Origin of the sequence: Catenibacillus scindens, assembly GCF_014202115.1 — a bacterium.
GTDB classification, from domain to species: Bacteria; Bacillota; Clostridia; order Lachnospirales; family Lachnospiraceae; genus Catenibacillus; species Catenibacillus scindens.
On the sequence record NZ_JACHFW010000001.1, the window covers coordinates 498,872 to 512,608 of the forward strand.

10 protein-coding genes are annotated in these 13,737 nt (G+C 48.0%); 6 read left to right on the forward strand and 4 right to left on the reverse strand.

Annotation, left to right across the window (positions count from 1 at the left end):
- Positions 1–20: 20 nt before the first annotated feature.
- The 3 genes from HNP82_RS02080 to HNP82_RS02090 all read right to left on the reverse strand — a co-directional run bounded on the left by HNP82_RS02080 (position 21) and on the right by HNP82_RS02090 (position 4,257).
- A complete protein-coding gene (locus HNP82_RS02080) occupies positions 21–1,496 on the reverse strand; it encodes a VanW family protein (protein ID WP_183770929.1) in 1,476 nt (491 codons plus the stop codon).
- 196 nt (positions 1,497–1,692) lie between these two features.
- Positions 1,693–2,421, reverse strand: coding sequence for a 3'-5' exonuclease (locus tag HNP82_RS02085; protein WP_183770931.1), 729 nt, complete (start codon positions 2,419–2,421; stop codon positions 1,693–1,695).
- 54 nt (positions 2,422–2,475) lie between these two features.
- Positions 2,476–4,257 carry a B12-binding domain-containing radical SAM protein gene (locus HNP82_RS02090; protein WP_183770934.1) on the reverse strand — a complete coding sequence of 594 codons (1,782 nt, stop codon included), beginning with the start codon at positions 4,255–4,257 and terminating at the stop codon, positions 2,476–2,478.
- A 196-nt stretch (positions 4,258–4,453) separates the two neighbouring features.
- Here HNP82_RS02090 and HNP82_RS02095 point away from each other — a divergent pair, with 196 nt between their 5' ends.
- The 6 genes from HNP82_RS02095 to HNP82_RS02120 all read left to right on the forward strand — a co-directional run bounded on the left by HNP82_RS02095 (position 4,454) and on the right by HNP82_RS02120 (position 11,479).
- Positions 4,454–5,710: a PucR family transcriptional regulator gene (locus tag HNP82_RS02095; RefSeq protein ID WP_183770936.1), complete on the forward strand. Its 1,257-nt coding sequence runs from the start codon at positions 4,454–4,456 to the stop codon at positions 5,708–5,710.
- Positions 5,679–6,890: a helix-turn-helix domain-containing protein gene (locus HNP82_RS02100; protein ID WP_183770938.1), complete on the forward strand. Its 1,212-nt coding sequence runs from the start codon at positions 5,679–5,681 to the stop codon at positions 6,888–6,890. The genes HNP82_RS02095 and HNP82_RS02100 overlap by 32 nt, the downstream gene beginning before the upstream one ends.
- Positions 6,891–6,892: 2 nt before the next feature.
- Positions 6,893–7,564, forward strand: a complete 672-nt coding sequence (locus HNP82_RS02105; protein WP_183770940.1) for a response regulator transcription factor — start codon at positions 6,893–6,895, stop codon at positions 7,562–7,564.
- Positions 7,565–7,576: 12 nt separating this feature from the next.
- The gene (locus HNP82_RS02110) at positions 7,577–8,596 is read left to right on the forward strand and encodes a sensor histidine kinase (protein WP_183770942.1); all 1,020 of its coding nucleotides are present in this window, start codon (positions 7,577–7,579) and stop codon (positions 8,594–8,596) included.
- Positions 8,597–8,667: 71 nt separating this feature from the next.
- On the forward strand, positions 8,668–9,477 hold the full coding sequence (locus HNP82_RS02115) for an ABC transporter ATP-binding protein (RefSeq protein WP_183770944.1): 810 nt from the start codon (positions 8,668–8,670) through the stop codon (positions 9,475–9,477).
- Positions 9,470–11,479, forward strand: coding sequence for an FtsX-like permease family protein (locus HNP82_RS02120; protein WP_183770946.1), 2,010 nt, complete (start codon positions 9,470–9,472; stop codon positions 11,477–11,479). The genes HNP82_RS02115 and HNP82_RS02120 overlap by 8 nt, the downstream gene beginning before the upstream one ends.
- 502 nt (positions 11,480–11,981) lie before the next feature.
- Here the strand turns inward: HNP82_RS02120 and HNP82_RS02125 are convergent.
- Positions 11,982–13,610, reverse strand: coding sequence for a putative polysaccharide biosynthesis protein (locus HNP82_RS02125; RefSeq protein WP_183770948.1), 1,629 nt, complete (start codon positions 13,608–13,610; stop codon positions 11,982–11,984).
- Positions 13,611–13,737: the final 127 nt, after the last annotated feature.

Genomic DNA, 13,737 nt, shown 5'->3' on the forward strand with positions numbered 1-13,737 from the left:
GTCATCCGTTTTAAATATCCTCATATTCCGCTGGACGGATCCGGCGAAGGCACCGCCGCCGGATCGGCGGGTGTCCCGGCCGGGTCCGCCGGAGCCTGGGTATCCGCCGGAGCCTGAGTTTCTGTCTGTGGAGGCTCCGTTTCCGGAACATATGTGCCCCGGATCACATACCTGGGATAAGCATTGTAAGTGCTTCGATTCACCAGTTCCCGGCTCTCCAGAACACCGTCCACATAGACCAGTTTATAAAATGAGGCCACATAGCCGGTATGGGCGCTCTGAGTCACTTCCTCATATCCCGCCGGCAAGGTCGGATCCTCCGTCACAACATCTGCCCCTGGGGCGATGGTCTGCTCGGTCACACTCTCAAACTCCACCGTCCGGTTGGACGGCCGGGTTTCTTTCCCATAAAACGTCACTGTCACAGAGCCGTTATACGTGTATGCCTCAATATATACAGGGTACTCATAGTCATTTCTAAATTTAAAATCAATGGTCGGCTCGGCGATAGTAGCATCCGCTCCCAGGGGCACGTAACCGACAGTCATCATATGGTTTGTCCGCTCCACCACAGTCAGCTCTGAACGCAGCACCGTGTTGTACAGTGTGGAAGATACCTGGCAGATACCTCCGCCCATACTGTCCACATTTCTTCCCGATGCATAGCCCCCGGCAATATAATATCCGTTATCCGATGTAAAGGGTGTTACTTTTTCCGTAAATGAAAACACTTCTCCCGGATAAAGGACAGTCTCATCAATTTTGGCCGCTCCGTTTTTAATATTTTCAATACGGTTGTAGCTGCTCCCCGCAAAACTTGTGGAATATGTCCCTAGAACGTCCTGGACCACCGACAGTTCCTGAGCCGTATGTTCCGGCTGAGTCTCCTCCACAGTCATGGCCACAGTCAGATCTTTCTGATCCCAGTCCCCGGAAATTGCGGCAGCCACCTGATCAGCAGTAGCGTCCGGCTGTAAAGTGCGTCCGATCACTTCATCTGTAATAAGAAGCTGTCCCCCGTGGCGGACTAAAATAGCGTCCTGAGGTTCCCGGTTTACTTCCCCCGCCCGCTCATTAAGAACCCCCGCCAGGGCGTCCCGATCACATGTAAAAGTCAGGGTGTAGGCAGCATTTTCATTGGTCACATCCCGAAGGGCTTTATAGCGCGCTAATATATTTTTACCGCTGCCGATCTGGCTGATCGTATCAATGACCCCAGGATCAGAAATATCCACGCCAAACTGGGAAAAAGGAATATCCACCACAGTATCCTCCCCGGCAGTCAAATGAAGGGTCTGTCCTTTAACTTGCTCCACATAACCGTTTAAGGTGTCTTTTGCCTCCTGCGCAGTCATCCCCCCCAGAGCGATTCCCTCCACCGTAACACCATCGGGGATGGTAGGTTCAGAAGCGGCACTAGAGGTCAGCGCCGGAAACATACAGCCCAGCAGGACTATAGCCAGCGCCGCCAGTATATTTCGTATAATTTTTTTCATAGGCATTTTCCTTTCAAGAAGCCGGCAGCTTATCTCTTTGGTGATACCAGCGGCCCAAACCTTTAGTTGCAGGCTTTTTACGCGCCGAAACTGGCAATGATCCCGGCAACCATGGCAAAGATCACAATTCCAATAATAACACCGGACACGATACGTTTCGATTTACGGTTATAAAACATGCAAAATTCCTTCTTTCTTATATATTTCCCCGTTTACGGGGCATGATACCATGATTCAGTATAATTTTATCAATAGCCTTTGACATTTGGCTTCGATTCATCGTCTCTATGTCCTCATTAAAGTCTATTTTATGATATTTGATCAATTCCTTCAAGTAGGCTTTTTGCTTTGCCGTCGCCGGCTGGACCTTTTTTTCTTTCCAGATCAAGGGGGCAGGGACAAACAAGTCCTCATGGCCGTTCTCATAATAGTGGGACAATGTCTGGTAGAGCTTGGCCGTAGCCAAAGCGTCGTGATATGCCCGGTGAGCCTGGTCGTTTGTAATACCATAGTGATCACACAGGGCGCCAAGGCTTTTGGAGACAATGCCGCTGCACACGGCCCTTGCTATTTTCAGAGTGTCAATGCCCCGCTTTTCAAAAGGGCATCCAATGCGCCCGGCATATTTTTTTGCGAAAGAATAATCAAACATCAGGTTATGTCCGATAAGCACATCATCCTCACAAAAATCTACAAAAGCCTTCATCACTTCGTCCGCCGTCGGAGCCTTTTCTACCATGGCGTTGGTTATCCCTGTAATCTCTGTGATCTTTGGAGAAATCGTCTCCTCCGGTTTTACAAAAGTCATAAAACGCCCTGCCACAGCGCCGTCCCTCACTTTCAGCGCGCCGACTTCAATAATACAGTTCTCCTCCACACTAAGGCCTGTGGTTTCCAGGTCAAAAGCAACATAGGATCTGAGCATTTCTTTTGAAACCTCCGTTAAAATCGTAACCGCCTGTCCCGAATGGACAAACAGTTACTCCAATTCTTCTTCAAGTAAAATCGCCCTGCCGCCGTAGGTCAGACAGTCTTTATGGTCGTAGTAAAACACCATGGCGCCTAATCCCTTTCCGGATGTCCGGCCTTCTCCCGCCTGGGCGCTTTCTATAATATCCCAGTGAAATACTTCCACATGGGTCAGATTGCGTATCTGACGGTAGTTTTTATCTCTGTAGTCTTTAAAATACCTTTCGATCATCGCCGGGTTGCTGTAAAAAGCGGCAACAGCCTTTTTCCACGGTGTCTGGTCCGGGGCCCAGCAGGGACGGCTTTTCACATTCTCTCTCAAATATAAATCATAGGTTAATATCTCATCAAAAAGCTCCTGCAAGAATCCCCGGACATCCCCCAAAACCTGGGCAGCAAAAGTTCTCAGCAGTTCATATCGCTCGAACCTGGAATAATGGCGTCCGGCAAAATCTCCATTCCGGTAAAAAAAAGCCAGCCTGGAAAACAGTTCAAAGGGATGTTCAAAAAAATGTTCCAGATATTTTAGACTCTGGCAAAACTGGGCGCTGTTATAGTAGACTTCCACCATCTCCTCAATTTCCTTGAGGAAGAGAATATCGTCAAAAGACATCCATCGGGTAGACATAACTTCATACACAGGGCGGGTCCGATAAACAAGAGCATATTCTTCCTGCATATCATGCATGGGAGACCCTTTCAGTACTTTCAAAAAGCCTAACTGAAGCTGAGATGGCTCCAGGCTGTAGACTTTGTTAAATGACTGGGCAAAACTGTCCATATCCTCCCAGGGCAGCCCGGCGATGAGATCAAGGTGTTGATGGATATTCCTGTTTTTACCTAGACGCCGGACAATCCCCGCCAGTTTTTCAAAGTCCATACTTCGCTGTATCGCCTGCAGGGTGTCCGGATTCACCGACTGAACGCCGATCTCAAGTTGGACGAGCCCCGGCCTCATAGATTCCAAAAGTTCCAGCTCCTCCTCATTGAGAAGGTCCGCTGTAATCTCAAAATGAAAGTTGGTCACCCCGTTATCTTTATCCCGGATAAACCGCCATATTTCCAAAGTACGATCATGGCGGCAGTTAAAAGTCCTGTCCACAAACTTCACCTGGGGGACTTTAGCTTCCAGAAATACTGAAAGCTCTTTCTTCACCTTGTCCATGCTCCTGAAACGGACATGGCGGTCAATGGAAGACAGGCAATAGCTGCAGGAAAAGGGACATCCCCGGCTGCTCTCATAATAAATGATCCTGTTTTTAAAAAGCTCCATATTTTTATAAGGAAATGGCAGCAGATCCATAGATAAAGGCGGCCGGGCGCCGGTGTCTGTGATCCGGCCGTCCCTCCCCCTGAATACAATACCGGCAATGTCTGAGAGCAGCTCCCCCTCCAGGGGAAATTGTTTTGCTGCGGCTTCCACAAGCTCACGAAAAGTTTCCTCCCCCTCGCCGCACATGACCAGATCAATGGCCGGATTTCTTTTCAGGACGTCCCCGGCGTCATAGGACACCTCCGGGCCTCCCACCCATATAGACGTTTCGGGCAGCACTTTGCCTAGAAGGTCTGCCAGCTCCTCTACCATGGAAATATTCCATATGTAGCAGGAAAACGCCAGAATATCCGGGCGGCTCTTATAGAGCCGGGCCAGTATTTCGTCAATATAATTGTTAATGGTAAATTCCTCGATGGAAATATCCACGCCCTCCGCCCAAGCAGAGTCTTTTAATGAATATACCGCCAGGTTTGAATGGATATATTTGGCGTTAATAGCCGCCAGCACAATTTTCATAAAAAAATCCTTTCTCACAGGGGCAGTTGACCATGCCCTGACTATTGCGTACATTTTACCACAGTTTTCCTGGGATGGAAAGTCAAATATACGCGCTAAAATCCTGTCAGAAGTTCGGCCATCTGAACTGTTTCCCTTGTTCACTCAGCCCCTTTTGTGGTAGGATAAACACATCAGAACATCTTGGAGGAATCTTATGTCCAGACAATCACAGCTTTCCTATGAACTGATCCAGCTTTTAGGCGACCCTCAAAATATGGAAGCGATCTTAAACACAGCGAGGGACTATCTCCACAACCCTATACATCTGACCGATCTGACAGGAAAACTTCTGGCCTGTTCCCGTGGAAACAGCCCTGTGGATCCCATCTGGGACGGCATTGAAGAAAAAGGCTATATTGACCATGAGACTTATCAGAGTACCTGCCGTATGAATGTACAAAAGATCCGAGGCAGCCTGTCACCCACATTGATCACCAATGCGCCGGGCAGCGTCAATCTCATTGTGTGCGGCCTCCGAACGCCAAGCAATTTCCGGGCGAACCTGATCGTCCTTGAAAAAAATCAGCCTTTTTGTGAGGAAGACAAAAATCTTTTGGCCATAACCGCCACAAGTCTTTCCACCATACTGGATGAGTGCTACCCAGACAGCGGCCCAAAGATCCACGCCAGCGACTATCTCATCTGCGATCTTTTGGACACCCCGGACATTGATTCCTCCTCTGTTGCAGAGCGGAGTAAGATCGTGTCCTTTTATCCCAGACCACCTATGCAGATATTGACCATATGTCATCCCGGAAATATCGCCGCCCCCTCCATATTGAATATGGTCCGGAGCCATTTGGAAAATCTGTTTCACAAATGCAAAACCGTGGTTCACCACAACCGGACCGTCACCATCCTCACGGAAAACATATTCAGCTCCGTCACATTTCCTTCCTGCGGGATTATGCCCCTGCTGAAAAAATACGGGCTGACTGCGGCCATTTCCATCCCCTTCGAGGATCTGGCCTATATTTACCCGGCTTACATGCAGACTGTCCTCGCTCTGGAATACGGGTCCATCATCCAACCCCACCAACTTTTTTATCACTATGAGGATTACGCGGTCTACCGCTTTATCGAAGAGCTGAATATTCAGGGCAGCTTCTGCCATCCCTGTATCCGTCGCCTTCAGGAATATGACACCAAACACAAAACAGACTACACCCGCACCCTCTACGCCTACATCACCCATTTTTGCAGCATGAGGGACGCGGCCACCGCCATTCATGTCCACTATAATACGCTAAAATATCGTCTTGGACGGATCATCCAAATCATTGATTTGTCCCTGGAGGATTCGGGAACTTTCCTGATGCTATATCTGTCTTTTAAATCTATGGAACTGACTGGAACAGTTTTTAAAGGAGACGATCAACATGAAAAACATATCCCTGGCCCAGGCCAGTGAAATGCTTATGCTGGCCCTGGCAAAAAATGAAGGCCCAAAATCCCTTATCCAACTGGCCGGCGAGATCATGGACAATCCTGTTGCCCTGGGGGATACCAGCCTTACTGTTCATTTTATATCGGAAAATATGCCGGAAAGCGTACCTATGTCCCACACAGGGATCATTCCCCCGGATTTTTCTACAGATAATGAATTTATTAAATACAACGAGGCCGCCTACTACAGTGAAAAACCGGTCCTGACACCGCCTCAGTATGGCGGTTACCAGACCATTATCACCCGGCTCACCGTCCACCGTCAGATTACCGGATATTTAAGCGTCCTCATGGCCCGACATCCGGTCCGGGAAAATGATATGGCCCTTGTATGCCTGATCCGTGACGCAGTCCAGGCCGAACTGGGAAAAAATCCTTCCGCCTTTTTTCCCCAGAGCAAACCCTGGGACCACACCTTAAAGCGCCTTCTTTCGGGCCTTAAAAACCCCCTCCACAACAACGCGGACCTGACCATCAGCCTGGGCCTTGAAAAAAACACCAGCCTGTATGTCATTGTTTTTAAAATTCTGGGATATTCCAAAGCTAACACTCCGGCCCTGGCCATTACCCGAACCCTCATGGACATGTGCGGCACAAAGCTTTGCGTCCTTTTTGACGGCAATATTGTCCTGATCCGCCAGGGGCCTCTCCACCTTCTCCCGGCCTTCTCTGAGCCCTGCCGCCAGATGAACGACTACCTGGCAAACTGGGGAATTATCGGCGGCGTCAGCGCCTGTTTTTTCCAGATCAGCGATCTGTATGTCCATTATCGCCAGGCTGCAGATACTATCGAATTTTTTGCTCCGAGAAAGGGAGCCGGCATCTACCGGTACGAGAGCGCTGCCACATTTCTTTTTCTAAAGGAACATAAAGACCGCCTTGAAGCTTATTGCCATCCCGGCGTCTTACGCCTTTTGGACTATGACCGGCAAAACCGCACCGATTATGTAAAAGTGTTGAAGATCTACGCTCAAACCGGAAAAAATGTCCAGATAACCGCCGAAAAAATGCATTTGAGCAAGGCCAGCATTTACCGTATTCTTGAGCGGATCAAAAAGATCACGGAGCAGAATTTTGAATCGCCCCAGTGCCTTTTTAATCTGTATTTTTCAATTATTCTTATGGACTATGAAAAGGAGGACTAGATATGCACAAAATATTTATTGTGGAAGATGACGCTGTCATTGCCTCAGCTATTGCCGCCCACTTAAAAAACTGGGGATGCGATACACAATGCGCCCAGAACTTTGAGGATATATTGTCCGAATTTGCCAAGTACAGCCCCTCCCTTGTGCTGTTGGATATCTCTCTGCCCTTTTTCAACGGCTACCACTGGTGCAGTCAGATCCGCAATATTTCCAAAGTCCCTATTATTTTTATTTCCTCCGCCTCAGACAACTTTAACATTGTCATGGCCATGAACATGGGCGGCGACGATTTTATCTCAAAGCCATTTGATATGGACGTTCTCACCGCCAAAGTGCTGGCCATCCTGCGCCGCACCTACGATTTCGGCACTCCTTCCGGGCTTCTGGAACATAAAGGGGCGATCTTAAATACATCCGACGCCACCCTCACCTGCAACAATGAGAAAATCGACCTGACGAAAAATGATTACCGCATTCTCCTCACACTCATGGAAAATAAGGGAACTGTTGTCACCAGAGACACTTTAATGACCCGCCTCTGGGAGACGGACTGCTACGTGGACGAAAACACCCTGACCGTCAACATGACCAGGCTTCGCAAAAAGCTTGAGGCCTGCGGCCTGAAAGATTTTATACAGACGAAAAAAGGCGTGGGCTACATCATCGAATAGGAGGCAAAGTTTATGGAAAGATCCTTTTGGGGACTGCTTTGGGAATACTTTAAAGGCAAGATCACTATGCTGGCGTCCGGGCTGGTCTGCGCGGCCATCTTCTGCGGGGTGTTTTACCTTTACAGCCTGCCGCTGGAAGCGGTTGCCTACGCCCTTGTGCTGTGCGCCACCTTTCTTTTCATTATATTTATCCGTTCATTTAAAAACTTCCTGGACAAACACCGGGCCCTTACAGATATAAAAGACCGGATCACTGTAGAACTGGACCGTCAGTGGCCCAAAAGCACATTTATTGAAAAAGACTATCAGGAGATCCTTACCTGCTTTTATGGCTATCACCGCCAGCTTATGGAAAAAAATGACGCCAGCCGCACAGAGATGATGGATTATTATACTATGTGGGCTCACCAGATCAAAACCCCTATCGCCGCCATGAACCTTTTGCTGCGCCCCTCACACACTCAGGAGAGTACCGCCCTTTTAGGGGAATTGTTTAAGATTGAACAATATGTAGACATGGTTCTCTCCTACCTCCGGCTGGACAGCGATTCCACAGATTTTATCATTGCCCCCTGTCCCCTTGTAAAAACAGTGCAGGAAAGCATCCACAAATATGCCCGCATTTTTGTCATGAAAAAGATTGGTCTGAACTTCCAGGAGGAAGAATTTTATGTTCTCTCTGATGGAAAATGGCTTTCTTTTGTTATTGAACAGATTTTATCCAACGCCCTGAAATACACAAAAGAGGGCAGCGTCACCATAACTATTGACCGAAAGCAGCCAGCCCTCATTATCTCCGACACAGGCATCGGGATACGGCCCGATGATCTTCCCCGGATTTTTGAGAAAGGCTTTACCGGATACAACGGCCGCTCCGGCCAGAAATCCACAGGTCTCGGCCTGTACCTGTGCCGCCGCATCCTTGACCGCCTCTCCCACACCATCCACATTACCTCCGCCCCAGGCCAGGGCACATCGGTGCGCATCGGACTGGATACTTACAGGAATGTAAGGTTTGGCAGGGAATTGTAAGTCAGAATTATGGCTTGCCGCCCCAATCCTTTGCTATACTTTGGATGATCAAATATTATTGAGGTGAGTTCATGACAATTCTTGAAGTAAACAATCTGAAAAAAGTTTATACGACCCGCTTCGGCGGTCAGCACGTTCAGGCCCTCCAAAATGTCTCCTTTTCTGTGGAGTCGGGAGAGTTTGTGGCAATTATGGGGGAATCCGGTTCAGGCAAGACAACCCTTTTAAATATCCTGGCGGCTCTGGATCGCCCTACCGGGGGACAGGTTCTCTTAAACGGAAAAGATATTGTAAAAATCCGTGAAAAAGAGCTTTCCTCTTTCCGCAGAGACCATCTTGGCTTCGTCTTTCAGGATTTTAATCTGCTGGACACATTTTCACTGAAAGACAATATTTTTCTTCCCCTGGTTTTATCCCGCACACCTTACGCCGCCATGGAAGAAAAGCTTGAACCTATTGCCCGGCGCCTTGAAATCACGGACATTCTTAACAAATTTCCCTATGAAGTTTCCGGCGGCCAGAAACAGCGGGCCGCTGTGGCCAGAGCCCTGATCACTAATCCCGATCTCGTCCTTGCCGATGAGCCCACAGGAGCCCTGGATTCCCGGTCGTCTGACAGTCTCTTAAAACTCTTTGAGGACATTAACCGCAGCGGTCAAACAATTATAATGGTCACCCACAGCACTAACGCCGCCTGTCACGCCAGCCGTGTGCTTTTTATCAAGGACGGCTCCGTATTCCACCAGATTTACCGGGCAGGCAATTCCTATGAAAATATGTATCAAAAAATCTCCGACACCCTCACACTAATTGCCACCGGCGGTGCCCGGCGTCTGTCTGGAGAGCCATCTTTCGGAAGGGGCGGTGAACAAAATGCGTAAATATTTTTGCCCACGGCTTGCTTTTCAAAACCTTGGCAAAAACCGGAGCAGCTACTTTTCCTATATGATCACATGCGTGATCACTATTGCCATGTTTTACATCATGTCCGCCCTGGCAACCGCCAGCGATCTGGATCAACTCTACGGTCTGCGAGAAGTCCGGGCTTTTTTGTCCTACGGCCAGTGGATCGTGGGCATCTTTGCCTTTGTGTTTTTGTTTTACACTCACAGTTTTATCCTCAAACGGCGCAAAAAAGAGCTTGGGCTTTACAACATTCTGGGTATGGAAAAGAAACATATCGCCCTCGTCCTGTTTCTTGAAACCCTTTACTGTGCCCTGATCACGTTGATTCTTGGCCTGTTTTTTGGCATCCTTTTATACCGGGCGTCTCAGCTTTTCCTTATGAAACTCGTCCATCTTGAATCCATCCCCGGCGGTTTTCTCTCTCCTGGCGCGGCGGCCTCCACGGTGTTCTTTTTTGGCATCCTGTTTTTTCTCACTTTTCTAAACACCCTTCGCCAGATTGGCGCCGTCAGCCCCATTGAGCTGCTAAAAGGCTCTCAGGTAGGAGAAAAAGAGCCTAAAGCCAAAATTCTTCTTGTCATTGGAGGGATTGCGTGTCTTGGCGGCGGTTACTATATTTCCATTACCGCCACTTCCCCCATGGAGACGGTGGGGCTGTTTTTCTTTGCCGTCATCCTGGTCATCCTGGGGACCTACGCCCTGTTCACCTCTGTCACCATCGCTTTTTTAAAGTTTTTGCGCCGCCGGAAAAAATATTACTATACTCCCCGGCATTTCACCTTTATTTCCGGTATGCTCTATCGCATGAAACAGAACGCCGTGGGCCTTGCCAACATTTGTATTTTATCCACTATGGTCCTTGTCATGCTGTCCACATCCATTCTTCTGTATGTCAGCATCGGCGACCAGCAGCGGACCAACTATCCGCGAAATATTGAAATTGACATAAATTCCATAAACACAGAGGACATTCCCGCTGTTGAAGCATTCATCGACCAGACGGTAGCAGACTTATCTGTTTCTGCAGAAAATCTCCAGCGCTTCCACGAAACTTCCCTCCTCCTCTTCACCGAGGGAAACAGGTTTTATTTTGACATAAATGTCAACGCTTACTCGGAAAACGGTACAGTCCTTGTTAATCTCCTCACTCTGGCAGACTATAACCGACTGACCGGGGAAAATCTTACTCTGGAAAATGCTGACGATATTTATCTTGTGGCACCTAAAGACAGTTTTCAGGAAGATACTCTTGTCCTGGAAAATACAAGCCTGCACATCCAGAAACGCATCCCTTCTTTTGAGATTGCAGACGGCGCACTAAAATATATGGTGGACACATACTACATCATCGCCAAAGATGACGCTGCTGTCCAGGCTTTAAGGGACCCTCTCGCTGAAAAATACGGCGATGTAGCTTTCACCAGCTACGTTTATGCCTTTGACGTTGACGGTAATGACGATGCCCAGATTGCCTGCAAAAACGCATTAACCAAGGCAATCTTTGACAGCGGCCTGGTTCCTGTAAGTATAGAGGGTTCTATCACCAGCGTGGCAGAGTCCACTGACAGTTATTATCAGCTTTACGGCGGCCTGCTCTTTATCGGCATCTTTCTCGGTATTCTCTTTTTAATGGCTACCGTGTTGATCATTTATTACAAACAGATGACTGAAGGCTATGAAGATCAGGCCCGTTTTGAGATCATGCAGCATGTGGGAATGAGCCGCCAGGAGGTCAGAGGGACTATAAAAACTCAGGTTCTGTCTGTGTTTTTCCTTCCTCTGGGAATGGCCTGCGTCCATACAGCCTTCGCCTTTCCCATCATCACAAGGCTTCTGGCGCTTCTCATGATGAACAACACAAGCCTCTATATTATTGGTCTTGTATGTACTATTGGGGTCTTTGCCCTGTTTTACACCATTGTTTATCTAATTACAGCACGAGTTTATCACAAAATTGTAGCTGTAAAAATGTTATAATGTTAAATTTGGTCTCGTGATACCAGGGCTGGGCCGGACTGGCACGCAGCCCCCTCCCGGCATACCGCACATACAAAAAAGGAGAGTGTTCATCGACTTTAATGACACTCTCCTTATAAGACTATTGAATCCATTGGACTTTACCTCTTCTTTCGCTGAATTCTCTAATCTTCCTTTAAATAATTCTTCCTGCAATCCTGCTACTTTCAACCGGTGCTGATTATGATTTAATCTTCTTTGTTTATGTTCTCATCAACATATATATGTTAATCCTCTTCATCAACTTATAAGATCCAACGCGATCTTCTGATTAAATGAAACCAGGTCTGCTGAGTTAACACGATTAAAAGATGAATTTTTAAAGCTTTTTGAGTTTTAAATTACGTGTCCGGTGGTCCGTACCTCTCTTTCGCCTTATTTTTACAAGTTCCTTTTGATGGTTTTATTATACCCTTTCTCGCCACAATTGTCAATACTTCTTTGTTTATTTTTTACTGATTTTTTACTTATTTTTATTTTGTCTGATTATTCTGACTTCTTTCCATAAAAAATCCAGAGGATTTACAGAAGGAATACTGCCCGCAGCCATGAGAACAAGAACATAGACAACAGCCATAGAAAAACATGGGATTGCGATAACCGCTATTGGAGACAGGGACCAGGCATTTAAAGTCCAGCGGTATACGGCTCTGGAGACAAAGGCTCCCAGAACAGTCCCGGCAAATGGGACAACCAGCGTTTTGACTACATTAAAGCGGAGGCCGCAGATACGTCCAATCTGGATGGTGTGCAGAAGACACAAAAGGATGCTGGAGGCAAGCATCCCCCACAAATAGCCGGAAATTCCCATGGACGGCACAAGAGCCACGATAAAGATCATACGCAGCCCTGAACTGACCACATTGTGAAGGAGTGTCATCTGAGTTTTTCCCAGGCCATTTAACACACTGGCCAGTGAAGCGGATGTGTACAAAAAGGGACACAGCAGGGCAAAAGCGGCCAATATCTGTCCCGCCGCCGAATTATTAAAGAAAACCGTGCCGAGACCATTTCCGTAAAGGCCGAAAATACTCATACTCAAAATACCGATAATAAGGCAATAGTGAAGGCTTTTGGAAACCGCCCGCTTTACAAGAGAATAGTCCCCTCTCCCCACAGCTTCCGCCACTGTCGGCAAGAGCATGGACGCAAGGGAACCGGTCAGAGTTGAAGGGAAAGTAATAAATGGCATGGCCATACCTGTAATGATACCATAAATTTCCATGGCCTCGCCCTCAGCCAGATAATAAAGTTTCATCATTGCCGGGATCAGAACCGCCTCAACACTTTGGAGCATGGTCAGGGCAAGACGATTCACCGTCAGCGGCAGAGCGTCTCCCATAAGTTTTTTAAATAGAAAACCATATGGCGCCGCAGGCTGCCTGGAACTCAGAGTCCTCTTTCTCTCCCCCCGGACATGGATTTTGTAGGCAATAAAAGTGTAAATACATGAGATACCATCCCCGGCCGCCATTCCAAAAACAGCCAGCAGGGCTCCGTCCGCGTCCTGGTTATACCATGCTTCCGCCAAAATATAGATGGCCAGAACTCGGAAAATCTGTTCCACTAACTGGGATGACGCAGGTATGACAGTCTTTTTCAGTCCATAAAAATACCCCAGGATGCAGGAATGGGCTGTGGAAAACAGGATCACCGGAGACATGACTTTCAGACAGGCCGCGCACTTCGGCTCATTTAAAAGATAGGTGCTGATAAACTCAGCGCCCCAAAAAACCCCTACGGCAAAGAGCAGCGCCAGAACCATACTTAAACTAACAGCGATCCGGACCAGGCGTCCAACATTTTTCTGACAGCCCATCCCCCCATAGGTAGCTACCAGCCGGGAGAGGGCCGTCTCGATCCCGGAACAGCACACCGCGTTGCAGACCATAAATACCGGAAAAATCATCTGATAGATGCCGATCTGCCCAGCGCCGATAATATTTGCCAGAAACACCCTGTTATAAAGTCCAAGAAACCGGGTGACAACACCTGTGCCGGCCAGGATCACAGTCCCCCACAGAACCTGCTTTTTTATTGATGAACCTAATTCTTCCAAAATTTCCCCCAGATCTTTTACCGCAGCGGACATTGCCGTCTCCGGTAATCTTTTATCTGTAAAATATATTCCGACGCAGAGGGAATCATTCGTCAGGATTTCAGGCAGCCCCAAAACCCTTTCTGCCTCAGGCGTAAAGCAGCAAGGCTCTGTCTTTTAC